The organism is Rhodococcus sp. OS5 (assembly GCF_056837585.1).
In genome coordinates this window covers 2,783,958-2,807,590 of sequence record NZ_CM166368.1, presented here as the reverse complement: position 1 = coordinate 2,807,590, position 23,633 = coordinate 2,783,958, and the positions used below count along the sequence as shown (strand labels likewise).

The window sequence follows — 23,633 nt, the reverse complement described above, 5'->3', positions numbered from 1 at the left end:
CGATGCGTGAATCTGATTGCGACGCCGGACTGCCGAGCACCATCCGGTCGCCATGGTTTGTCGGGTTTTCAGCGGTAGCGATTGTCCATCTGATCCTCAATGCCGCTGATGCTGCGCCCTGGGACGGGATCACCAAGGTCATGCTCGCGCCGATTCTGGCTGCCTGGGTTGTCGCCCGACGCGGACCTCGAATTGTTGCTGCTGCGCTGATTGCCTGTGCTTTCGGAGATTTGTTCCTGATCTGGGACTCCACGTTTGTCATCGGGATGGCAGCCTTCGCGATCGGTCACCTCTGCTTCATCCGATTCTTTCTCTCACACGGCGCGCTTCGGGAGATACGAAGGCGGCCATGGTTTCTGTGCGCTTACACCGTCGCTGGGATCGCTCTAGTGTCGTACACCTGGACCGGTCTCGAACCTGAACTTCGAATTGCCGTCCCCGTGTACGCCGCAATCCTGGTGGGAACCGCATCAACCGCACTGACGTACAACTCGATCACCGGTATCGGCGGCGCGCTGTTCCTCACCTCTGACGCCCTCATCCTGCTCGGCCAGGCGAACAAGTGGCAGCCCGCCGCTGCGGGCATCTGGATCATGACGCTGTACATCCTCGCTCTGTTGCTTCTGACAGTGGGAGTTCTCGGCCGGAGTAAGACGCCAAACCGTCCATTAGCTCAGCGGCTGTAAGGATCAGCAACCAGCCGGACATCTCTTCATATGACCCCGAAATCCGAGGAACAACCGCCGCCGAGCGGCGAAGACCGGTTCACCGCCCTGTGGGACGCCTACGCCGGTCGGGTGTTCGCGTATACCTGTCGCCACGTTGATCATCACAGCGCGCAGGAGGTTGTCTCCGAGACGTTCCTCGTTGCCTGGCGACGCTTGGACGAAGTGCCCGAGCCGGCACTGCCATGGCTGTTGGTGGTGGCTCGAAACACCGTGAACAATAACCGTCGCAGCGTTCGGCGCCTTGACGCGCTCACCGAGAAGATGGGACGCATCGAGCAGATTGCGGCATCGACGCCGGGCGCCGACGTCACTGTCACCGAACGCACGGAACTGCTCGAAGCACTGGCAACACTCACCGTCACCGAACGTGAAGCCCTGCTCCTGACTGCCTGGGACGGGTTGACCGCCACCGAAGCCGCGCGGGTCGCTGGGTGTTCGGTTCCGGCCATGCATGTTCGTCTCTTTCGCGCTCGGCGTCGATTGCGCGCCGGGTTGCCTTCAGAATCCGTCACCGTAATCCCGATGAACACCGCCCGACCTTGCGCTGCCGCCGAACACGGGAGTACCCCATGACCAAAGATCTGCTGACCACGCTCGAGAAGCTGCGGCCGAGCGATACGGTTTCCGCCGAACTCTGGCCCGAGAACGTCCAAGATGCCGTACGCACCCGAATCATGGCTACCGAAAACAACATTGGGGCAACCAAGGCTCCACGCCGTCGCGTCGGTGCCATCGTTCTCGTCGCGGCGATCTGCGCAGCAGTGGTGGTGGGCTGCGCCGCTGCCACGGGGATGATGCCGAAAGCGTTCACCGACATGTACTCGGGTTGGCAGACGATGCCGGGAACCAACGGCGGAATAGATCCGTCCACCGCCGAGCGGGTCGGGTCCATTCCCGGACCTGACGGAACCTTGTTCAGCGTCTTTGTCGCCCACGGCGCCAATGGCTGGAGGTGCGTCGCCCCGGTTTTCGAGGCGTCAGCCGACATCGACAAGGTTGGTCCGTCGAAATTCATCGGCCTCGGACACGGCTGCAGATCAATTGACTTGTACGGCGCGGATTCATTCGGGGGCGGCGCCGGGTACGAGGCCGGTCCGCACGAGGCGACCTACGACGCAGGGGCGGGAGGTGCTGTCCGAGCCGAACTTCACACCGCAGACGGCCATATCTATCCGACAATTCTTGCCGAAGACCGCTTCTACGGATGGATTCCCCTGTCGCTCACGTCCCCTCGTCCAACCCTCGTCGGATATGCCGCAGACGGGACGGTCGTCGGCACCCGGTGAGCTGTCGGTACCCTCGAAAGATGACTGCACACGCCCCGAACGAGCGCATCCCCAGCCAGTGGGAAGAGATCACTGCAGCCGACTCGACGCATTCCACACGATATGTCGAGCGTTTCCGTTCCATGAGAGCGGACGGCAAGGACATTGTCGGGGAAGCACGTTTGATCGACGCGATGCTCGGACGAGGTGGCCGGGTTCTCGATGCAGGGTGCGGGCCTGGCCGACTCGGCGGTTATCTGCACGACGTCGGGCATGTGGTTGTCGGAGTCGATGTCGACCCGGTTCTCATCGCTGCCGCAGAAGAAGACCACCCCGGACCGACGTGGCTTGTCGGCGATCTCGCCGAACTCGATCTGCCGGCCCGCGGTGTCGAGGCGGATTTCGACGTCATCGTGTCGGCAGGCAATGTGGTGGCGTTTCTCGCGCCGTCCACCAGGCAAGCAGTATTGTCAGGATTTGCTCGTCATCTCGCTCCGAGCGGCCGAGTAGTCATCGGATTCGGTGCCGGCCGTGGCTACGAGTTCCCCGAGTTTCTCGCCGACGCGACCGCGAGTGGCCTCGAGGCTGATCTGCTGCTCTCCACGTGGGATCTTCGCCCGTTCAAGGAGGATTCCGAATTCCTGGTCGCGGTGTTCTCCCGCGCCTGACCCGGCACTTCCCCCGCAGTCCCTGCGATCCGTCACACAGCGATCAACTCACCCTGATCACAATGGTGGCGACTGTTGTTCACTACGAACATAATTGGATCAATGCGGGTGTGGCCGAGCGGCAAGGCAGCGGTCTGCAAAACCGTCCACGCAGGTTCGACTCCTGCCATCCGCTCCCCTTGCGAACCAGCGACTCATGTCGCAACCCCCACCTAGGAATGACATTCGGTGCACGCAGCCTGCATCGCTCCGCTCCGTCTCCGCGCAGAGGACTGCGGACAGTTACCCTCGATCGATGCACCCTCTCCCCGAGACAGGACAGTTACCTCCCGGACCGATGGCTTTGCAAGTGGAACACCTCTGCATGGCGTTCGGCGCGAAAGTTGCTGTCAACGACCTTTCCCTTGCGGTGCCCTCAGGTTCGTTGTTCGGACTGGTTGGGCCGAATGGTGCGGGAAAAACGACCACACTGTCGATGGCTGTCGGATTGCTTCGCCCGCACTACGGTCGCAGCCTGGTGTACGGCTACGACGTGTGGAACGACCCTGTGGCAGCGAAGAGTCTGCTCGGCGTCCTACCCGACGGTTTGGCGCTACCCGCCCAGTTCACCGGTCATGAACTACTCACCTATTTCGGGCGACTGCGCGGTATGCCGGAGGACGTCATCGCGTCACGACGCGACGAACTGTTGGCCGCGCTCGATCTCGCCGATGCAGGTGGAACGGTCATCGCCGATTATTCAGCGGGCATGACGAAGAAAATCGGGTTGGCCTCGGCCTTGTTGCACGGCCCTCGCTTACTGGTACTGGATGAGCCGTTCGAAGCTGTCGACCCCATTTCTTCGGCCGGAATTCGGAGCATTCTGCTCTCGTTCGTCCACTCAGGTGGCTCGGTCATTCTTTCCAGTCACGTGATGGCCCTTGTCGAACAACTGTGTACTCACATCGGAGTCATCGCAGACGGTCGCGTCGTGGCTTCAGGAACGGTCGACGAGGTGCGCGCAGGCAACACTCTCGACGAGGCATTCGTTCGCCTTGTCGGTAGCCGCAGTCCCAATCCCGACGGACTGTCATGGATGCGCGCATGACCACCACCAGCTTTTCACCGACACGCTGGAACCCGTCGGTCTCTGTGTGGCGCACTGTTCTCCGCATGCGCATGACCCTCTACAAACGTCAGTTCACCGGTGGAAGAGCTGTAATCAAGGTCATTGCAGCGTTGTTCGGGGTTCTGGGGGCAGCGCTACTGTGCCTACGAGCTTCGGGAAAGAACGGTGTTTCTCCCGATCTCGTCAGCGGCACAACCAGTCTCGCACTTTCGGCTATCGCCGTGATGTGGATCTTGATGCCGATCATGTCTGGTCTGTCAGATGACAATCTTCACCCCAGACATTTCCAACTACTCCCCCTGGAACCCGTCCGACTCGCCAGAGCACTGTTCTCGACGTCGCTGGTCGGTATGACCGTGCCGATTACCGCGTTGGCTGCAGCAGCGATTCCAATTTATGCCGCTACACACCACCCTGCCGCACTGCCACTGGCCATTATCGCTTGGCCCGCAACGGTCCTGCTCATTGTCGGCACCTCACGGGTCGCGATGCTGGCGATGTCGCAGCTCCTGCGGAGTCGTCGCAGCCGCGAACTGGGACTGTTGGCATTCGGCACGTTCTTCGGCGGACTGTATCTGCTGCAATTTCCGCTGCAGAGTCGCCTCGGCACGGTCGTGGACGGCGACGTCACGTGGCCGCTCACGGTCGCGCATTCGATCCCGTTCGCGTGGGGAATCACCAGTGTCGACGCAGCAGCAGGAGGCGCCTGGCTCCTCGCCGCCGGAGCAGTCCTCGCCCTGGTGCTGGTCGATCTCGCACTGCTGTGGTCATGGCAACGCCTGGTCGTTCGCTACTTCAACGGGAAGGTCGCAGAATCAGCGGGCGCCACTTCCGTGCAATTGAAGAACCAGGGCCGCGACATTCGAACCGGTTGGCGCGCATCCCGACTGGGCACCGTCATCTCTCGCGAGCTTTCGCTCTGGCACGGAGACATGCGCCGACGAACACAACTGCTCTCCGTTGCCATCATGACCTTGGTCTCCGGCTTCGGACCGCTGATCTCGTCATCGATCCCCTTCTCCGCCGCATGGGGTGCCTGGTTCCTGATCTACCTGGCAATGGCAGCCGGATCGAATCTGTACGGATTCGACGGCGCATCGATCTGGCATCTGGTGATGATCCCCGAAGCCGCTGCCGCTGACGTCCGGGGCCGACAACTCGCGTGGGCGATCGTGATGACACCCTTCGTGGTCGTCGCAACAGCTGCTGTACGGATCTTCGGGGACCTCGGGACCGACCGACTGGCCGTGCCGCTCGCCGTCGGCATTTCGATGATGGGAGTCGGTGCAGGACTGGCAGTAGCGATATCCGCCAAAGCCCCCTACCCGGTCCCGGAGATGAAGAAGTCGTTCTCCCTCAACACCCGCGGATCCTTCAACGGCTCGTCCTTCGGACTGATCATTCTCGCCATCGTCATCTTCGCCGCGACAACGGCGCCCGGCGTGCTACTCGGGGCGCTGCTACCGAATCCGGTGAACTATTCCGCCATCCCTGTCGCTGTTGCGATTGGTGCACTTGGTGCTTGGATCGGGGGCCGCGTCGCGATCACCCGTATGCAACGCGAGCCGGATCGGATTCTGTTCGCGGTTACCACCGCATGATCGTTGCCCAGATAGTCCGAGAATTTCTGGGCGTCAGCGCAGTAGCCGCAACTTGCACCAAAAAACTCAGTCTGGGCAATCGGATTATCCGGGATCCAGGTAGCGCAGCTCAACGGGTTCGGTCCTCGCATATCGCCGCCGGGCTTTCGTGACATAGCTTCCGCTCGAGCCGAACCATTGCCCTGGAAACATCGCACCACCAAGATGTTTGGCATGTCCCCGGAACACCACGGTTCCGTACGTGTCGCCGAACGTCCCGGCCGATGCGGGAACTGCGCGCACCCCGCCCCTTCGCTGGAGCGCGGCTGGATCGAGCGCTGCCTCAGGTTCGCACCGCAGCCCGCTCGGTGTGCAGAAATCCTGGTGATGGACCACTACACCGGAGCGATGGAATTCTGCCGGTGCCGACATCCGTTCCACGGGTCCTGATCGCGCCGGATCCTCGAGATCCGCTGTCGAGCCGAGTCCCTCGGCGCCCCGGCTCAACAGCGAAATCACACCTGAATCAGCTCAGCGAGCTCAGCAGCGGCTCGAGAAGCTTGTAGAGCTCGAAGATTCCGATGATCGTTGAAATAGAACCCATGATGATCCTCCGTGATTCGTGAACTTTCCGTGACGTCGCGTCACAGGCAGAAAGCTAACAAACCCGGCATTCAAACGGGGACCTTGGATGTGTCCGGCAGATGAACTCCCTGCTCGGAGAAGCATTTTGGTGACCAGCGTCATGCTCATCGAGAAATGAGCCCCATCGTCACATCACCTGACACCGACCGACGGTGGCAGCAAAAGTCTGCCCGTTGCGATCTGGCGATACATGACACCATTTCCACCCCATCCGACTCTTGCTTTGTGCGCTGAATCCGATTACATTTCTCCACAATAACGGTACGCGTAACGAAATAAAGAGACGGTCTACTTGACAGCCCGATATATCCAGTGCCACAACCCTTCCGGGCTCTTGGAGGGGCGGCGTTTCGTCGCGTCCATAAGCTCCTCACTCCCCGATCGAAAGAGAGCACGATGACCACAGAGAGCGTCTTCGGCAATCAGCCGCGACCGGTAGCAACTATCGCAAGCCTGACCCTGCTGATCGCTGCCGTGGCCGCGCTCGAAAGCATCATCGTCCCCGCACTCCCCCTGATACAGAGAGACTTCGGAGTGACGGCCGACGTCGGAGCGCTCGCATCCGTCGCTCTGACGTTGAGCACTGTCCTCGTCACGCCGATGGCCGGGCGAATAGCCGACGTGTACGGCGCCCGCCCCACCTTGCTCGCGATCACGACAATCGTTGTCCTGGGCGGCAGCGTGTCCGCTCTCGCAAAGATCTTCCCGCTGTTCGTCCTCGGCCAATTTCTCCAGGGATTCGGAATCGGGTTGCTTCCCGTGAGCTTCGTGGTCCTACGACGCACTTTGTCCTCGGACCGACTGAAGACGGCCACGGGTTTGCTCGGGGCTGTTGTAGTGGCCGGCGGCGCTCTGGGAGTCGTATTGTCCGGGCCCGTCGCGGAAAACGTCTCACGCACCGCGATGTATGCAGTTCCGACCGCGTTCGTTTTGCTCGGCGCAATTACTTTTGCCGTGAGCACACCACGAGATCACATGTCGAACGTCGGCGGCCGACTCGATTGGCCGGGAGCGGGCGGATTGGCTCTGGGATTGTTGACGCTGACGGCGTGGCTGGCGAGCGCATCGAGCAACGGGTGGGGCGCACCGACGTCGATGCTGCTGCTTCTCGCTTCCGCTGCCGTGTTCGCGATCTGGGCCAGGTATCAGAGCCGGACAACCGAGCCGATGGTCGACCTGACGATGATGCGGCATCGTTCGATGTGGAGCGCCGTGGTCGTCGGCGTGGTTTTCGGGTTCACCTACGGCGCTGTTGTCTATCTACTTCCGCAACAACTCGCCGTGCCGGCAGAGAGCGGATTCGGCCGCGGTGCGTCGACCAGCGCCATCGGCTTCCTGCTGTGCGTCGGCTACGGCGCAGCGGTCATCGCGTCGGTGATCTCCGGAAAGCTCGCACAACGGGTCGGCCCGAAAGCCATTGCGGTGGCGGGAGTTGCCTTCCTCGGCCTGAGCGGCGCCGTCGGGGTCTTTGCAACAACGATGTGGCAGATCGTTGTGGTGCTGATCCTTGCGGGTACCGGCGTTGCCGCCGCGTCGACGGCAGTGTTCGTCATCTCCGCCGACAGCGCACCGGCAGACCGCGTAGGTGTCACGACGGCAATAGTCACGATCGCCAGATCGCTGGGTTCTGCTGTGGGAACCCAAATTGCCGCCGGGATCATCGCGAGCGCGACTTCATCCGGCGGCCTTCCCCAGCACTCGGCATTCGCCACAGCTTTCGGAGTGGCGGCAATCGTTGCGATTGTCGGACTCGTTGTCGCGGTGACGATGCCGAAACCGGCATCAACCGATGTTCAGTGGTCGTCCTCGTCCTCGTCGAAGTCTGCGACTCCGCGCTTCCAGTAGCCCGTGATCAGGTGGTCGCCCGAACTCAGGCCGAGTTCGTCGCGCACGAATCTGCGAATCGGCTTGAGACTGGTGGCCTCACCGGAGATCCAGGCGTAGAGGCGCTCACCTTCGGGCACGGTGACCGTCCGTACTGCCTGTTCGAGCAGATCCGAGTGACCGGCTGGGACGTCACCGCGGTGCAGCCATCGCACCTCGACGCCTTCCGGAACAGCGAGTTCGATTTCCTGTGAGGGGTCGGTGATCTCGACGAACACCCACCCGGCGGCAGCAGCGGGCATCATCTCGAGCCAACGAGCTATGGCAGGAAGGGCGGTGATGTCACCGGCCAGCAGATAGCGGTCGTACGTCCACGGAACCACGACGCCACCGGGCGGACCTGCCACGTGCACCCGAGTGCCGACGGTGGCCGCCTGAGCCCAATCAGAGGCGTACCCACCTTCGTGGAGCGCGAAGTCGAGGTCCAGCTCCCCCGCCTCGGCGTCGTATCGACGGACGGTGTACTCACGCGAGATCGGCAATGGACGAGGCCACTTCAGGCTGAATCCGTCGCGTTCGGGTAGACGTAAAGTTCCGTCTGCATCCGGGTAGACCAGGCGAACATGCTCGTCGGGAGCGTGCGATTCGAAGCCCGCCAACTCCGGTCCACCCAAGGTCAGACGCAACAGTCCGGTCCCGACCATTTCGCTGCGAACAACTTCGAGTTCGCGAATGCCGATGGGGTACGGCACTTTTGCGCCGGTGGTCCCCGCCAGAACTTCGGCGATGGTCGCGAGGTGGTCTCCTCGGTTCATGAACTACCTTCCTTTTCCGGCGGAGCATTCCCCACCGGCACAGTGTTTTCGGAGAGATCGACTTCGTTGATCTCCGAAGTTACCCGGCGCACCGAACCCAATGCTGCCAGGAGAACCAGGCCCAGTGTCACACCGGCGAGCCCCAAGACCAGTAGCGCGGCGCCAGGCTCGAGCCACTGCCCGAGGAACCCGGCTGCCATCGAACCGATCGCCGTACCCGTGACGGCTTGCACCATCCACAGACTGGACACGCGTCCGCGCAATTCGTCCGGAGTGTTCTGTTGAAGGACTGCAAATCTCAGAATGTCGTTGAGTGCGCGGCCGAGGCCGAATCCGGCCAGGCCCAGGAACGCGACAATCGCTGCTCCCGACGCACCCAGTACCACCAGGCCGAGAGGCATCAGCGCAACAGAGATCAACATCGCGGCGCCGTTGCGGTGGACTCGTCCGGTCCAACCGCTGGTGAGGGAACCGACCACAGCGCCGACAGCGGGGGCGCCGTAGAGCAGACCGAGCATGGTGGGTCCGCCGCCGAGGACCTGGTCGACGAAGGCAGGCAGCAACACCATCGGCCCGCTGACGAACATGACCAACAGACCGCTGATCAGGATGCCGCGAATGACTGTGTGCGTGCCGGCGAATTTCACGCCGGTCACCAGCGCGCGCATCGGGCTTTCGTGATTCGTGCCCGGTGCAGGAGAAGGGCCGATGGCTTGGAACAACGTGACAGTTGCTGCGGTGGCCACCGCAGCAACAAAGTATGTCGCGGGAATGCCGCCGGAGGCGATGATCACGCCGGCGATTGCCGGCGAGATCATCGTCCCGATGTCGGTGGTCAGCGCTACCAAAGCGCCGGCCGCAGCCATCTTGTTGCGCGGCAACAACGTCGGCATCAAAGCCATCAAGGCCGAGCTGCTGACACCGCCGGCCAAGCCGTCGACAGCTGCCGCGACGTAGATGACCCACATCGACGGGTGTGGCAAGAGCGCATTGCACCCGAGAATGACAAAGCCGAGACCCGCAGCACTGCGGGCCAACTGGATGGTGCGTCGCCGATCGTAACGGTCAGCGAGCACGCCGCCGAACAGGCTGCCGAAGAACATGGCGATGGCCATCGCCGTGGACACTCCGGCAACCTGCAAGGTCGAGCCGGTGAGCTGGTACGTCTGCGCGGGGACGGCTACGACGAGCAGTCCGATCCCGAGCAGCGAGATCAATCGCGCGGAAAAGGCGTACCTGAAGGGACGGCTGGTCCGCAAGGGTGAAACATCGATCACCAGCCCACCGAATCGAGTCATGCGAAGGTCTGGCCGATCAGGTCGAGGGTAGCCATTGCGCCGTCGTAGTCAGGACGGTAGCTGCTGGCGGGGAGCTCGAACGTCGTGCCTGCCTTGAAGGACGGCAACTGCGAGTAAAGCGGATCGGTGGCAAGTTCGGCCATCGGGCGACCGGACACCGGAATCACAAAGGCGACAGGAGCATCGGCGACCTGTGAGAGCAGTTCCGGGCTGACCTCGAACGAGTCACCCGAGCCGAAGAGCTGCGGGTTGCCGGCCTTGGCCATGACGTCGTCGGCCTTGAAACCGAGCTCGGCGAGCATCGCGGGCAGCGCGGCCGTCGGCGGAACGAGGTACGGCTTGTTGCTCGAGACCGAGAGGAAGTAGACGACGTTTCCCTCGGGAACCTTGATCTTGCCCTTGACCTCTTTGACCTTGTCCTCGTATGCGCTCATCAGTGCCGGAACCTGGTCGGAACGACCCGCCGCGTCGGCGACGATTTCGAGCTGCTTGTCCCACGCGGCGACCGTCTTGGGGACCAAGACGGTGGGTGCGATAGCAGTGAGCTGATCGTAGAGTTCCTCGGACTGAACAGAGGTGATTCCCTGGCCACCGCCGATGATCAGGTCAGGCTCAGCCGCCGCGACGGCTTCGATGTTGAGCTGCTCGCCGGCCGGCAATTCCTTGGTGCCCTGCGCCTTTGCGGCGTCCGCCCAAGCCGGCGGGAATCCACCGTCGAGGTTCGTGACACCGAGGACGCGGGTATCGGTGGCAACCACCGGTGCGTCCAGGGCGTACAGGTATCCGGCGAGACCGCCGCTCAGAACCACGATGCGCTCCGCCGACGCGGGCACGGTGACCGAGCCCTTCTCGGTCTCGATCACGCGGGTCGTGGGCTCTGCAGCCTTGGTCGGTTCGTCGTTCGAATCGCTACTGCAACCGATCATCGCCACGAGTGCGACGATCAGCAACCCTGCGATGGCGACGAAACGTCGCCAACTCCGTATCGCGAGGGGCGGTGTGGACTTCATCATTGAGCTCCCATTGTGTTTCAACTGTGTGGTTTTCGAACTATGTGGCCGTGCGTTTCGACAAATAGCTGTCGAGCAGCGGGGCAATCGCCGCCCACCCGGCTGGGGTCACCAATCCGGCGTGGTCGTACGGCAGATGGTGTACTGCCATGTCCTGGTCCCCGCGGACTCCGCGCCAGCGATCAGCCAGCAGCTGTCCGGACGCCTCGGCGTCGGCGGTGATCAGAGTAACCGGTCCGTCGTAGGTTGTGTCGGTCGAGCTGGCCACGAGCAAACGAGTGGCATCAAAACCCGCCCGAACAGCGTCGACCAGTCCCGGTGCCTGAGTGAGGATCTCGGGTGGCAGGGCGGCGGCCAGATCTCGGTCGTCGGCATCGTCGCGACCGCGATCGTCACGATCTCCCAGTGGATGAGTATCGATCAGACCGGCGAACTCCACTGTCTCGCCGATATCGACCAGCTGAGCCGCCATCGCGGCAACGACGTTGCCACCGAACGAGTAGCCGAGCAGGTGGTACGGCCCGCTCGGTTGCACGCCGCGAATCGTGTCGACGTACATCGCTGCCAGTTGGTCCACGTTCGTCGGTTCGAGTGGCTCCCCGGCAACTGTGGGCAGTTGCAGGCCGAACAGTGGACGGTCGGCCTCGAGAACACCGGTCAAAGGCGCAAAGGGCCAAGCGAATCCACCGGCCGGATGCACGCAGAACAGTGGTTCTCCGCTGCCTTCGGCTCGCAGTGTCAGGAGGCGATCACGACTCAGATCGATTTCGGACGCCGACTCGTCAAGGTGTACTGCAAGTTCTGCAACTGTCGGACGGGCCATCAGCGTTCCCACACCGACGCTCACCGACAGGTCGTGCTCCATCTCCCCCACCAGTCGCATAGCTCGAAGCGAGTCGCCGCCGAGATCGAAGAAACTCTCTTCGGGATCGACTGCCTCGACGCCGAGTACCCGCGCAAAGACCTGGCACAGTTGCCTTTCCATCTCGGTTCGCGGTGCTCGGGCCGCTGCTCGGGCGGGGGGTGCCGGCAACGCACCGCGGTCCAGTTTTCCGTTGGGCGTCAACGGGATCGAATCCACGACGACGATGTCCGACGGAACCAGGTGTGCCGGTACGCGTTCCCGCAACGCAGCTCGCAGATCGACTGGATCACCGCCGGGTTCTTCGATGACGTAGCCGACCAGTCGCGGCGGCGCACCGCCTTCGCTACGGACTGACGCTGCCGCTCTCAACACTCCCGGCAACGACGCCAGCGCGGATTCGACTTCACCCAATTCGATCCGAATGCCTCGGATCTTGACCTGATGGTCTGCGCGACCCAGATATTCGAGTTCGCCGTCGCGGCGACGCAGTACAACGTCACCCGTGCGGTACATGCGCTTGCCGACGGAGTAGGGATCAGCAACGAACACAGCGGAGGTCAACGCGGTCCGGTGAAGGTAACCCATCGCCGTTCCGTCTCCGGACATGTACAGCTCGCCCGCCGCTCCGATCGGTACCTCCCGCAGACCCGAATCGAGTACCCGCGCAGACGCGTTCAGAATCGGACGACCCAAGCAGGGTGTCTCGCTCCCCTGAACCGGGGATCCCATCGCGTTGATCGTGAACTCCGTCGGCCCGTAAAGGTCGTACCCGTCGACACCGTCCTGATCGCGCAATCGCGACCACAACTCGGCAGGTACAGCTTCTCCGCCGAGCATCACCAACACCGGCGTCCGCTCACCGTCGAGGAGACCGGCGGCCATCAGTTCCCTGGCATACGAGGGGGTTACATTCACGACGTCGATACCGACTTCGCGGTAATGCTTCACCAGAGACGCGGGGTCCAGTCGCGCCTGCTCGTCGATCACGTGAACTTCGTGCCCCGCGAGCAACCAGAACAGTTCCTCCCACGACATGTCGAACGAGAACGAGACTGTATGCGCGATGCGCAGACGTCGGCCACCCACACTGTTTTCGGTCGGAGTGAATATCTCGGCCTCGTGATTGTGATACATCGTCGTCAACCCGCGGTGACCCACCACGACGCCCTTGGGTTTTCCGGTACTGCCCGAGGTGTAGATGACGTAGGCAGGCTGGTCCGGTGAGGTCGGCCCGCAGACCGCAGCCTCGTCGACAACTGGTGCCGAAGACTGCCCGTCGAGTACCCCGGCCACGTCCGGGTCGTCGAGTACCAGACATGCCTGTCCATCGGGAACAACGAGGTCACGCGTCTGAGTCGTGGTGACTACCAGCGCCGCATCGCTGTCGAGGATGAGTTCGCGCAGGCGTGCCGGCGGGTGAGCCAGATCCAAGGGAAGGTAGGCCGCTCCGGTTCTCATGACGGCGAAGATTGCGACGACGTGATCGGCAGTACGCGGAAGTGCGAGCGCGACAACACGGGTCGGTCCCCCGCCTGGTACCGACTGCCCCAGCGCCGACGCGAGTATCCGTGCCAGTCTGTCCACCCGAGAGTTCATCTCGGCTGCGCTCAGTGTGACGTCTCCGAAGACCAGCGCCGTCTCGTCCGGAGTTGCCGCTGCCCTTTCGCGCAGTAGTGCGTCCACGCTACCGCCGGCCTGGTCCGGCCGTGGCATCACGACGTGCTCCGAAGCGAATTCCGCGGGGGTGCGCGAAAGCGGAACCGCCGTGTCCGCCACCGTGGCGGTATCGGAACTCGCCATCACTTCGAGAATCGTGATGGCGCGGGACAGGATGTCCTGAGCCACGTCGTGCGGAATCAGGTCAGGACGGTTTTCGAGTGTGAGCGCCATCGCCGCGTCCCCGACACCCGGATCCACGTCGAGCGTGAGCGCATAGTGCGTGCCGTCCACCGCATCGAACCCGACGATTCCACTGCGACCGAACGTGTCTCGACGTGCCTGTTCGTCGCGAGGGGTGTTGCGGAAAACGTAGAGCGTGTCGAAGAGCGTGGCGAACCCTGCACTTCGCTGCACGTCGCCGAGCCCGAGATGGTGATGCCCCAGCAGCGAACCTTGTTCACGGAACAGGCGTCCGAGCAACGCCGAGATCTCCTCGCCTGGCCGGACCCGGACACGCACGGGAATGGTGTTGAGCGCCAAGCCCACCATGCGGTCGGCGCCCTCGACCTCGGGTGAACGTCCCGAAACCGTCGATCCGAAGACCACGTCGTCACGCCCCGTCACGGCGCGCAATGCCAGGCCCCACGCCGCAGAGACGACGGTGGACAGCGTCACTCCGCTACGTCTGGCCAGCTCGCGTACGTGCTCGGTGATGCTCTGTTCGAGCTGAACCCGGGTGAACACCGGCAACGGAGCGCGCCCGCCTGATCCCGTACCACCCACGAGTGTGGGTTGCTCGAGATCCGCGAGGTAGTCCTTCCAGGACGAGATGGCGTCCGTGCGATCCGCTTCGGCGATCCATCGCAGGTGATCACGGAAGTCCGCAGGCTTGTCGAGCGCGCCGTCGAGTCCAACCGGGTCCGTGCCGTGTGTGCGAGCAAACTCGTAGAGCGCAAACAACTCCGCGTACATCAAGGTCTGCGACCAACCGTCGGTCAGCAGGTGGTGCTGAGTGAAGACGAGGTGCGCTCCCCCACCTGGCAACCAGACCAACACCATTCGAATGAGTGGCGGCGCACTCAAGTCGAACAGCCTGCCGAATTCAGCCTCGTCGACGGCGCGGACCTCGATATCCAAGTTCTCGGGTGCGACTGCGCTCAGATCGATTTCGCGGAAAGGCATTTCGGCTGCCCTGGGCACGAACTGCACCGGAGCGTCGAAACCGGCGTGTGTGAAGCCGGCCCGCAGGTTCGGATAGCGCCGCAAGAGCGCATCCCCCGCTGCTCGGATTGAGCGAACGTCGACGGCGGCATCGGCGGAGAACTCGAATCGCGGCTGCATGTGATAGACATCCGTGCCGCCGGCGCCGTCGAGAACCGACTGGAAGTACATGCCTTCCTGCAAGGGACCGAGTGGCAGCACGTCCTGCCAGCCCGGGCTCAGCGACTCGAGCCGTGCCCGACGATCCGCATCGACGGCTACGAATGGGCTCGGCACACGATCCGGCGCGGTGTCGGGCAATGCCTTCCGGTCCACCTTGCCGTTGAGGGTGAGTGGTAGTGCTTCGAGCACCGTGATGGTCTGCGGCACCATGTGTTCGGGTAGGAGCCGCGCAATCTCCTTGCGCACCAGTACCGAATCGAGCGTGGTTGCACCTTCGGGAACCACATATCCGTGCAGACTTCCGGTACCCGCCGCATCGACGCGAACGGTGGCTGCCGCGCGGAACACACCTGCCACCGATCCGAGCGCGCCTTCGACCTCGCCGAGCTCGATGCGGAAACCACGAACCTTCACCTGATCGTCAGCACGACGAAGGAAGTGCAAAACCCCTCGCCGGCGTCGGACCAGATCGCCGGTGCGGTAGAGGCGTGCCCCCGGCAGAGAAGGATCGGCGACGAACCGAGCGACGGTCAGATCGGGGCGGTTCAGGTATCCGCGGACCACCTGCGCACCGCCCAGATACAGCTCGCCCGCAACGCCTTCCGGAACCTCACGCAGGTCGTCGTCGAGGATTCGCACGTGCACATCGGTCCAGGGCTGACCGATCGTGACTCGGTCGCCGGTCGTGATGACCGAAGATGTCGCCCACACCGTGGCCTCGGTGGGTCCATAGACATTCCGGACCGAAGCAGCGTTGGCCACCAGATCGTCGGCCAGATCCTGCGGGAGGGCTTCCCCTCCCACCAGGGCTCGCACCATGGCGAGTCCGACTGCGTTCTCGTGTTCGGTGACCACTCGCCACAGCGCCGGCGTTGCCTGCATCACTGTCGCATCGCTTGCGATGATCAACGCCGACAACGCATCCGGGTCGCGAACCGTCCTGCGGTCTGCGATCACGACAGTCGCGCCCGCCGCGAGCGGGCACAGCAACTCGAGTGCCGCGATGTCGAACGACACCGTTGTCACCGCGACGATGCGATCGCCCGGCCTGATCCAGCAATCCTCGAGTACCGTGTCCGCGAAGGCTGCGAGGTTGCCCGTCGAGACCATCACGCCCTTGGGGCGACCCGTCGAACCGGAGGTGTGGATCATGTAGGCGAGGTGATCACCCGCCGCGGGCGGCGGAGGAAGCACGACACCCGAGTTGGTGAACTCACCGTCCACGAAGACACTCGTGGCGACCGTCAACGGAAGTTGCCCGGCGCTGTCGATACTGGTCAGGACACACACCGGAGCCGCGTCCTCGATCATGAACTCGAGCCGCTCAGTCGGGTAATCGACGTCGAGTGGCAGGTACGCAGCGCCGATGCGCAGTACCGCGAGCAGTCCGGCCACCAGATCCGCATTTCGATCCAGCGCGACGGCGACTACCTTCTCGGGTCCGGCGCCGACCGCGAGAAGTTCGCGGGCCAGCTCGTCGACGCGCGCCGACAGTTCCCCGTAGGTAATTCCGACCTCGCCGGAGATCACCGCGATGTCGTCGGGGTGGCGGCTGACGTGTCGAGCGAACAACTGCGAGATCCCCGACGGCGGCGTCGCGCGTCGGCCCGGGTCGCGATCCGGCTTGTTTTCCGCCAGTCGCAGATCCGCGACGACAGTGCTGATTTCGTGACCGAGGACCGCGATCACACCGTCGAGCAATGCGTCCGCAGTCGCGGCGTCGAACAGCCCGGCATCAACCGTCAATCGAAGTTCTGTTGCGGTTCGGACGAATTCGAGGTCGACGCTCTTTCCGGGCGAGTGACCGACACGGGCAGCGAACAGGCTGCTCGTCGGACGCCCGAGTAGATCGGCGATTCGGTCGAGGCTGACATCGGAATGCGCAAGTGCCTCGGAGACAGCGTTTTCGACTCGCCGAACGACATCGGCAATTCTCGGCCGACCGGACAGGTCGACCCGAATCAGGGTGTCAGTCCCTTCCGAGACCAGTCCGACCGCAAGGTCCCGACCACCGCCGAAGCTGTTCAGCGTCGCCGCCACGGCGGCCAACAGCACCGCGTCGAATCCTGGTTCGTCACCGAACCGGGCATCGCGTAGCTGACGGAGGTAGGTGTGCGGGCGGTACTCTTCGCCGCGCGGGCGGTCATACGGAAGGTCCGTTTCGAGGGGCAGGTCCGCGAGCGTGCGAACCCAGTACCGCTCGTGATCAGGATTTCCCGCCACCGCCGGGGCGCGGAACGTCGCCACGGTCACGACGGGTCGATCGACGCCAACGACCGAATCCGGCGAGAACTTCGTCCGATCGACGCGTGCGGCCACGGCAAGACCGAGGGGGGTCGGGGTGTCGAAGACATCCGAGACGACGACGCGAATTCCCAGCTTGCGCAGGCTTCCCACCAACCGCATCGCAGTGAGCGAGTGACCGCCGAGAGTGAAGAAATTGTCGCCCGGATCGACGTCGGGAATCTCCAACACCGTTGCGACACAGGCGCACACTGCATCCACGACCGCGGGATCGACATCGATCGCAGGATCGGACGCGGCCACCTTTTTCGTGACAGCGACATTTTTCGCGGCAGACACCGCATCGGCAACGGACGCTGCCTGTCGGACTACCGTGAGCACCGCGGATGCGGGAGCTGTCGGCTCGGTCAGCAACCCACGCAGGATCTCCGCGAGCCGTGTGACCATTCGCTCCGCCGTGGCGTCGGAGACAACTGCCGGATCGTGGTACAGAACCAGATCCAGACCGGTGCTCGGCGGCGCCATCAACGTCATCGGATAGTGCGTGACTCCGCGGTTGGTGAATCCCTCGACCCGCAGTGTGTGCGATGCAGGCTGTCCTGCACCGGAGTTCGGGAAGTTCTCGAACACCAGGAGCGTGTCGAACAGTTGCCCGATTCCGGCGATGCGTTCGATCTCGGCCAAACTGGTGTGTTCGACGTCCACGATGTCGAATTGGGCGTTCTGGAGATCGACGAACTGATCGAGCAAAGGCCGGTCCGCGACGATGTCGAGGCGGGCCGGAATCGTGTTGCTGAACAACCCGACCATTCCCTCCACCCCCGAGAGTTCGGCAGGTCGGCCGGACACCGTGGCGCCGAACACGACGTCCCACTGTCCTGTCGCTTCGGCGAGCGCTGCTGCCCACGCACCCTGAACCAGGGTGTTGACCGTCAGCGCTCGCGCACGGCCGAGTTCGATCAGCGCTTCGGCGTCCGATGTCGCGAGAGGAACCTCGAGCGCGACGGGCACACTTCGCGGCGCTCCGGCATCGGCAACGAGAGTCGGCGCGGTGAGCCCACGCAAACGCTCGCTCCACGCTGCGCGGGCAGAGTCCTGATCACGGCCGGCGATCCATGCCAAGTAGTCGCGATACGGCGTCGGCGCAGGGAGGCGGCTGTCGCCGTCGTGGTAGACGTTCATCAGCTCGCGCAGGACGATCGGAGTCGACCAACCGTCGGTGAGCAGGTGGTGCGCGTTGAGGACCAAACGGTGCACCCCGCCGGGCAGCCGAACCAGTAGTGCACGCAGCAGAGGCGGTGTACTGACGTCGAAGACATGCTTGGCGGCCTCGTCCTCGAGCTGATCTGCAGAGCGGAATGCAGTGTCAGCTGGAACGGAGGTCAGATCGACCGAACGCCACTCGACTTTTGCGCCGCGCGGAATGATCTGAACGGGCCGTTCGAACTGCTCGTAGTGAAAAGCTGCGCGAAGGTTCGGGTGCCTGTCGATCACGGTCTCGAACGCGTCGGCCAACTTCGCCTCGTCCAGTGGCCCGGAGAGGTCGAAGCGTGCAGTGAGCGTGTAGACGTCTGCGGCTCCGTCACGGACCGCATGGAACAGGAGACCTTCTTGTAGCGGCGAGAGCGGAAGGACGTCGGCAAGCGGTCCGTGGACGGCTTCGAGTTCGTTGATCCCTGCCTGATCGACCACCGCGCCCTGGCCGAAGATCGTCGCCGAGCAATCGGAAGGCGTCAAACCACCCTCGAAGAGCGCGGCATGCGCGGTCAGGGCAGCGAGCGCACGTTCCCAATGCTCTTGCAGCTCGACGATCGTCGCGCCGTCGAGCACTGAACCCGCCGCAGTCCATTCGACTGCCAGCGTCGTCGAGTCGTCCTCTCGGACAAATGCGTTGAGCGCCAGCACTTCCGACATAACCTTCGTCGCCGGCTCGATGACCGCGAATGGATCCTGCTCCGGCAATCGCCATCCGGTTCCGGGCAAGGACGGGAAGCGGCCCAGATAGTTGAGCAGCAGTTCGGGTGTAGCGCACGCGGAAAGGTCAGGTGCGGTGTCGGGATCCAGATGCCGCAGAACTCCATAGCCGACTCCGCCTCCGGGTACGGCGCGTTTTGCCTCCTTCACCGCACGAAGGAGATGTCCCGCAGCTGCTCCGCCGCTCAGTGCGTCGGCAAGATCGTCTGCGGTGAGCAGTGCATCGGTGGGAACCCGGACGGGGAACTCACTGGTGAACCACCCGATGGTTCCGGCGAAGTCGGTGTCGCTGGTGAGCGCGTCGCGGCCATGACCTTCGACGGTAACTGTCTGCGCGGGCAGCCCGATGAGGCCGCGGCCGTGCTGCCATGAGCGCAAGGCAAGCATCAAACCCGAGAGAAGCACTTCGTCGGCCTTGGCTCGATACGCCGCCGGAAGCGTGGTCAACAGCGCGTCGGTGACGGCCGGGGGCGCAATGGTTGTCGTGCGAGAGGCGGTTGCGGTCACGTCGATCTTCGGGTCGAGACGACGACTGCCGATCGGCTCGTCGTCCGCCTGCACCGACGCGGACTTCCAGTACTCGAGCTCTGACGCCCTGCTGCCAGAGGCCCCGAATTCCGCGAGCAACCCTGCGTATCGACGCCACGAACTTCCGCCTGCAGCCAACCGGGCCGACCTACGCTCGCGTGCAGCATCGGTGGCTTCGTGGAGGTCTGGAAGCAGAATTCGCCAGGACACACCGTCGACGATCAAATGGTGAGCTACGACGATCAATTGGTCGGGTCGACCGGCCTCGGTATTGACCAGTACGACTCGCAGGAGTTCACCGGCACGTGGGTCGAGACTCGCCGCCGACGCCTCCGCGAGGTCTCTGATCCGGGACGGCTCGGAGGTGTCGGACACCGCGCGAACGAGTCCCTCGCTGCGCACCGCGCCGGGGTCCCGGACGATCAATTCGGTAGTGCCGCTGTCGTTGTCACGGCGCAGGAGCAGGCGTAGAGCGTCATGGTGATCGAGGATCGTCTGCACGCCGGACTGCAGGTCACCCAGTGAAAGGCTGTCGTCGATGCGCACTGCGGTCCACTGCGCGTAGCCCGCGATTGCCTCGTCTGTCGGATTCTTGTCGATCAGTGCTCGAACGATCGGCGGGGCGATCACGGTGCCGGTGGCCACGTCCGCAACCGAGGCTACGGCGTCGGCGTCATCGGCAATCTCACGTGCCACAGCGGCGATGGTTCCCAGATCTCGCTGTGCCAGTAGTTCTTTGGGAGCAACGATCAGTCCGCGCACCCGCAGGCGACTGCTGACACTGATTGCCGTGATGCTGTCACCACCGAGGCCGAAGAAGTCCTCGTCCACGCCGACGCGTTCGCGGCCGAGCACCTCGGCCACCACGTCACAGAGGATTTCCTCGTGCGGTGTGGATGCGGCGCGACCTGCCGATTCGGCAGCCGGGGCTGGTAGTGCCGCACGATCGAGCTTTCCGTTCACCGTGACGGGTAATTCGTCCAGAACGACGATTGCGGCGGGAACGAGATGATCCGGTACGCGACCGGCGAGGTCACGGCGCAATTCTTCCTGCGGCGGAAGCGTCGCGCCGGCGGCGGCTACAACGTAGCCGACGAGGCTGGGCCGTCCCCCATCCGTACGGATCAGCGCGGCAGCCGCGCCGATTCGGGGTACCGATCCGAGAACAGCCTCGACCTCGCTCAACTCGACTCGATGTCCGCGAATCTTCACCTGCTTGTCGCTGCGACCGATGAAGTCGTAGCCCCGCCCCGGCACCCACCGCGCCACGTCCCCGGCGCGGTACATCAGATCTCCCGGAGCCCCGAAAGGATCTGCGACAAAACGCTCGGAGGTCGCGCCGGCGCGGCCGAGGTAGCCCCTGGCCAATTGCGGTCCCGCCAGGTAGAGCTCACCTCGTTCACCGTCGGCGACCGGCTCGAGCGCGCTGTCGAGAAGGTACGCACGGGTACCCGCGAGGGGGTACCCGATATGCGGTCCGGCACCTTCGACCGTGGTCGCGATCGCGTCGACCGTCGTTTCTGTGGGGCCGTACAGGTTTCGAGCCGGAACACCGGATTCGATGATCGCGTCCCACAGTGCGGGCGGTGCCGCCTCGCCACCCACGACGAGGAGCTGCAACCGCTGCGTACGCAGCAACCCGTTGTCCACCATCGCTGCCGCCATCGACGGCGTCGTGTCGACCACGTCGACGCAATCTCGCTCGAACGCCGCGACCAGAGCAACCGCGTCCTTCTGCAGTTCCTCGTCGTATACGTGCACACGATGACCACACAGCAGCCACAACAGTTGATCGAGAGACGCATCGAAGGCGAACGACGCTGTGTGCGCGGTGTGCAGTTGACGGTTCCCGACGCGCTCGGCGGTGTCCCGGTAGATGGTGGCGCGATGGTGGTGAAGCAGGTGCGCCAATCCACCGCCTCTGACCAGCACACCCTTGGGCTTGCCTGTCGATCCCGAGGTGTAGATGACATACGCCAGGTGATCACCATGCCGTGCTGTCGCCAGTTCACCGAGTTCGAGTGGAAGCTCGGAATTAGCACGGAGTTCTTCGCGGACTGCGTCGGAATCGATGACGAGGGGGTCGGGCCGAGAACCTCCGACGAGTTGCTCGGCCAGAGTGGAAGTGGTGATCACGACCTTCGGCTGCGCGTCGTCGATCAGATCTCGCAACCGCTCGGCCGGGTGCTGCGGATCCAGGGCCACGTACGCTGCGCCCGCGTTCAATGTCGCGAGCAGAGCCACCACCATCTCGGAAGTACGCGGAAGCGCAAGTCCGACAATGTCGTCCGGGCCGACATCGCGGGCCCGAAGCAACCGGGCGAGCTTGTGGACGCGGCCACCGAGTTCTGCGCCTGTCAAACGTTCGTCACCGCACACGAGGACTGTGTCATCCGCGTGCTCGACAACGATGCGGTCGAACACGTCGGGAACGAGTTCGACCGAGCCGGGCAGCGGTGCAGTTTCGCGGCCGGCGAGAATCCGCGCGGCTTCGGCCGCAGGCATCATCTCCACCTGACCGACGGCAGGATCTCCCTCCCCGACCATCGCGTTGACGATGCTGACGAAACCGGCGAGGCGACGCTGAACCGATTCCCGAGTATTGGTACGCGCGTCCACTTCGAATCCGAGTAGAACTTCGCCGTCCGCAATGGGCGTCACCGTCAAACCCAGGTCCTCCGGCGGTCCCCCGGCGACGTTTCGCAGTACACCCACAGCGCCGGCGAAATCGAGGGCGAAGTCGAAAGCCTTGAGATTGATTCCGATCCCGTGAAGCAGTGCGCCGGTTCCGGCGACGCCCAGGTCCCGAGCAAGATTCTCACCGCGGTAGCGCTGGTGTGCGCGCAGGCTTTTCATCGTGGCGGCCACCTGCTTGCTCAGGTCACCGAGTCGATCGTGGCTGCGAATCGTCAACCGGAGAGGCAGAACGTTGACTGCCATGGCCGGCGTCTTGAGTGCCGTGCGACCTACGCGCGCCATGAGTGGCATCGCGATGACAACATCCGTCTCGCCGAGCAGTCGGTGGAGAAACGCGCCGTAGCAGGCGATCAGTGCCTCGGCCCACGTTGTTCCCGTCGCGTCTGCCACGTCTTTGAGGCGGTTGAGGGCGTCGGCGGTAATGATCTCGCGAACCTGGATCGTTCGTTCCGCCGGACCGGTGACCTGCTGGCCGCGTCCGTCCAACGCGGGCAACGGCGTCAGGACATCACGCCAGTAGTCACGATCTTCCGCGAACTGCTCGCCAGCCCGGTACGCCTCGTCCTCGCTGACCAGATCTGTCATAGAACCGAATCGCGTTGGTGCGACGTCGGTTCCCTTCTTCGCGGCCGTGTAGTGCGCGGCGACACGACGCGAAATCATGGCTGCGCTGTAGCCGTCGACGATCAAGTGGTGATAGAGCTGGATGCACCAGATCTCGCGATCGGAGAGCCTGATCAGCGAGTACGTGTACAGCGGACGCTCCACCATCAGGCGGCAGTACTCGGACGCCCGGCTGCGCTCGGCGTCGACCAGTGCGTGCGCCACGGCTACGGGATCGCGCTCGTCACGGACGTCGGTGATCGGGATGATGCCAACCGGCTCGTCGGAGATGTACTGACGCGGGCCGTCCGCCGTCTCGATCATCCGCAGCCGCATGGTTTCGGCTTCACCGATCGTCGCCGTGATGGCGGCTGTCAGCAGTTCGGTGTCGATCGGTTCGTCACCCGAGATTTCGAGCACCTCGCCGACGAGGTAGCTCCGAGATTCGGGATCAAGCCTCTGTGCGTTCCAAATCCCGAGTTGAGCTCCTGTGAGAGCAAACGTAGCTTCGCTCGCCGCTCCGGAGTTCGAACCTGGAAGAACGCTCACACTGATCCCCTCGTCTGTGGACACACGTCACCCAAGGGTGACCTAACGTCGTTTTGGGTAGCCTAAACTAAATGTCAATGAATCGGGGAATCCGCCTCGCCGGTGACCCGAGAACCGACGGCTCCCGACGCGTTAATCAGAGGACACGCGCTTCTACAACCGCTTGCGGGACAGTCTCTTTCGTGAATCG

12 protein-coding genes and 1 tRNA gene are annotated in these 23,633 nt (G+C 63.5%); 8 read left to right on the top strand and 5 right to left on the bottom strand.

The genetic code is table 11. The features are described from left to right. The first annotated feature begins 2 nt into the window (after window positions 1-2). From ACVZUB_RS13240 to ACVZUB_RS13210, 7 genes are all read left to right on the top strand, one after another. Window positions 3-686, top strand: coding sequence for a lysoplasmalogenase (locus ACVZUB_RS13240; RefSeq protein ID WP_065455660.1), 684 nt, complete (start codon window positions 3-5; stop codon window positions 684-686). A 30-nt stretch (window positions 687-716) separates the two neighbouring features. Continuing rightward, window positions 717-1,301 (top strand): RNA polymerase sigma factor, encoded by a 585-nt coding sequence (locus tag ACVZUB_RS13235; RefSeq protein WP_063316531.1) that lies wholly within the window; start codon window positions 717-719, stop codon window positions 1,299-1,301. Further along, window positions 1,298-2,014: a hypothetical protein gene (locus ACVZUB_RS13230; protein WP_042922610.1), complete on the top strand. Its 717-nt coding sequence runs from the start codon at window positions 1,298-1,300 to the stop codon at window positions 2,012-2,014. Before ACVZUB_RS13235 ends, ACVZUB_RS13230 begins: the two co-directional genes overlap by 4 nt. Window positions 2,015-2,034: 20 nt before the next feature. Further along, window positions 2,035-2,661: a class I SAM-dependent methyltransferase gene (locus tag ACVZUB_RS13225; protein ID WP_003942244.1), complete on the top strand. Its 627-nt coding sequence runs from the start codon at window positions 2,035-2,037 to the stop codon at window positions 2,659-2,661. Window positions 2,662-2,765: 104 nt separating this feature from the next. After that, window positions 2,766-2,836 (top strand) — tRNA-Cys (locus tag ACVZUB_RS13220). 120 nt (window positions 2,837-2,956) lie between these two features. Continuing rightward, window positions 2,957-3,748, top strand: a complete 792-nt coding sequence (locus ACVZUB_RS13215; RefSeq protein ID WP_019748159.1) for an ABC transporter ATP-binding protein — start codon at window positions 2,957-2,959, stop codon at window positions 3,746-3,748. Next, window positions 3,745-5,370: an ABC transporter permease gene (locus tag ACVZUB_RS13210; RefSeq protein WP_372027648.1), complete on the top strand. Its 1,626-nt coding sequence runs from the start codon at window positions 3,745-3,747 to the stop codon at window positions 5,368-5,370. Before ACVZUB_RS13215 ends, ACVZUB_RS13210 begins: the two co-directional genes overlap by 4 nt. An 84-nt stretch (window positions 5,371-5,454) precedes the next feature. Here the strand turns inward: ACVZUB_RS13210 and ACVZUB_RS13205 are convergent, their stop codons facing one another. Next, complete coding sequence (locus ACVZUB_RS13205; protein WP_372027646.1) at window positions 5,455-5,868, bottom strand: hypothetical protein; 414 nt, start codon at window positions 5,866-5,868, stop codon at window positions 5,455-5,457. Window positions 5,869-6,390: 522 nt separating this feature from the next. Between ACVZUB_RS13205 and ACVZUB_RS13200 the strand changes: the two genes are divergently transcribed. Next, on the top strand, window positions 6,391-7,839 hold the full coding sequence (locus tag ACVZUB_RS13200) for an MFS transporter (RefSeq protein ID WP_372027644.1): 1,449 nt from the start codon (window positions 6,391-6,393) through the stop codon (window positions 7,837-7,839). On the opposite strand, the gene ACVZUB_RS13195 is transcribed toward ACVZUB_RS13200, so the two are convergent. From ACVZUB_RS13195 to ACVZUB_RS13180, 4 genes are read right to left on the bottom strand one after another with little or no spacing between them, the layout of a single operon-like run. Continuing rightward, window positions 7,788-8,633 carry a siderophore-interacting protein gene (locus ACVZUB_RS13195; protein ID WP_161120997.1) on the bottom strand — a complete coding sequence of 282 codons (846 nt, stop codon included), beginning with the start codon at window positions 8,631-8,633 and terminating at the stop codon, window positions 7,788-7,790. The two genes, ACVZUB_RS13200 and ACVZUB_RS13195, sit on opposite strands and share 52 nt — an antisense overlap. After that, on the bottom strand, window positions 8,630-9,931 hold the full coding sequence (entS, locus tag ACVZUB_RS13190; protein WP_007735127.1) for an enterobactin transporter EntS: 1,302 nt from the start codon (window positions 9,929-9,931) through the stop codon (window positions 8,630-8,632). Before entS ends, ACVZUB_RS13195 begins: the two co-directional genes overlap by 4 nt. After that, entirely contained in the window at window positions 9,928-10,941 is a 1,014-nt protein-coding gene (locus ACVZUB_RS13185; protein ID WP_003942170.1) for a Fe2+-enterobactin ABC transporter substrate-binding protein, read from the bottom strand. Before ACVZUB_RS13185 ends, entS begins: the two co-directional genes overlap by 4 nt. Window positions 10,942-10,981: 40 nt before the next feature. Further along, a complete protein-coding gene (locus ACVZUB_RS13180; protein WP_482628472.1) occupies window positions 10,982-23,443 on the bottom strand; it encodes an amino acid adenylation domain-containing protein in 12,462 nt (4,153 codons plus the stop codon). Window positions 23,444-23,633 lie beyond the last annotated feature (190 nt).

Bases quoted from the DNA above. Each gene is read 5' to 3' on its own strand.
- ACVZUB_RS13230 (WP_042922610.1), top strand. From the start codon at position 1,298: ATGACCAAAGATCTGCTGACCACGCTCGAGAAGCTGCGGCCGAGCGAT.
- ACVZUB_RS13215 (WP_019748159.1), top strand. From the start codon at position 2,957: ATGCACCCTCTCCCCGAGACAGGACAGTTACCTCCCGGACCGATGGCT.
- ACVZUB_RS13185 (WP_003942170.1), bottom strand. From the start codon at position 10,941: ATGAAGTCCACACCGCCCCTCGCGATACGGAGTTGGCGACGTTTCGTC.
- ACVZUB_RS13225 (WP_003942244.1), top strand. From the start codon at position 2,035: ATGACTGCACACGCCCCGAACGAGCGCATCCCCAGCCAGTGGGAAGAG.
- ACVZUB_RS13210 (WP_372027648.1), top strand. From the start codon at position 3,745: ATGACCACCACCAGCTTTTCACCGACACGCTGGAACCCGTCGGTCTCT.
- entS (WP_007735127.1), bottom strand. From the start codon at position 9,931: ATGACTCGATTCGGTGGGCTGGTGATCGATGTTTCACCCTTGCGGACC.
- ACVZUB_RS13195 (WP_161120997.1), bottom strand. From the start codon at position 8,633: ATGAACCGAGGAGACCACCTCGCGACCATCGCCGAAGTTCTGGCGGGG.
- ACVZUB_RS13240 (WP_065455660.1), top strand. From the start codon at position 3: ATGCGTGAATCTGATTGCGACGCCGGACTGCCGAGCACCATCCGGTCG.
- ACVZUB_RS13235 (WP_063316531.1), top strand. From the start codon at position 717: ATGACCCCGAAATCCGAGGAACAACCGCCGCCGAGCGGCGAAGACCGG.
- ACVZUB_RS13200 (WP_372027644.1), top strand. From the start codon at position 6,391: ATGACCACAGAGAGCGTCTTCGGCAATCAGCCGCGACCGGTAGCAACT.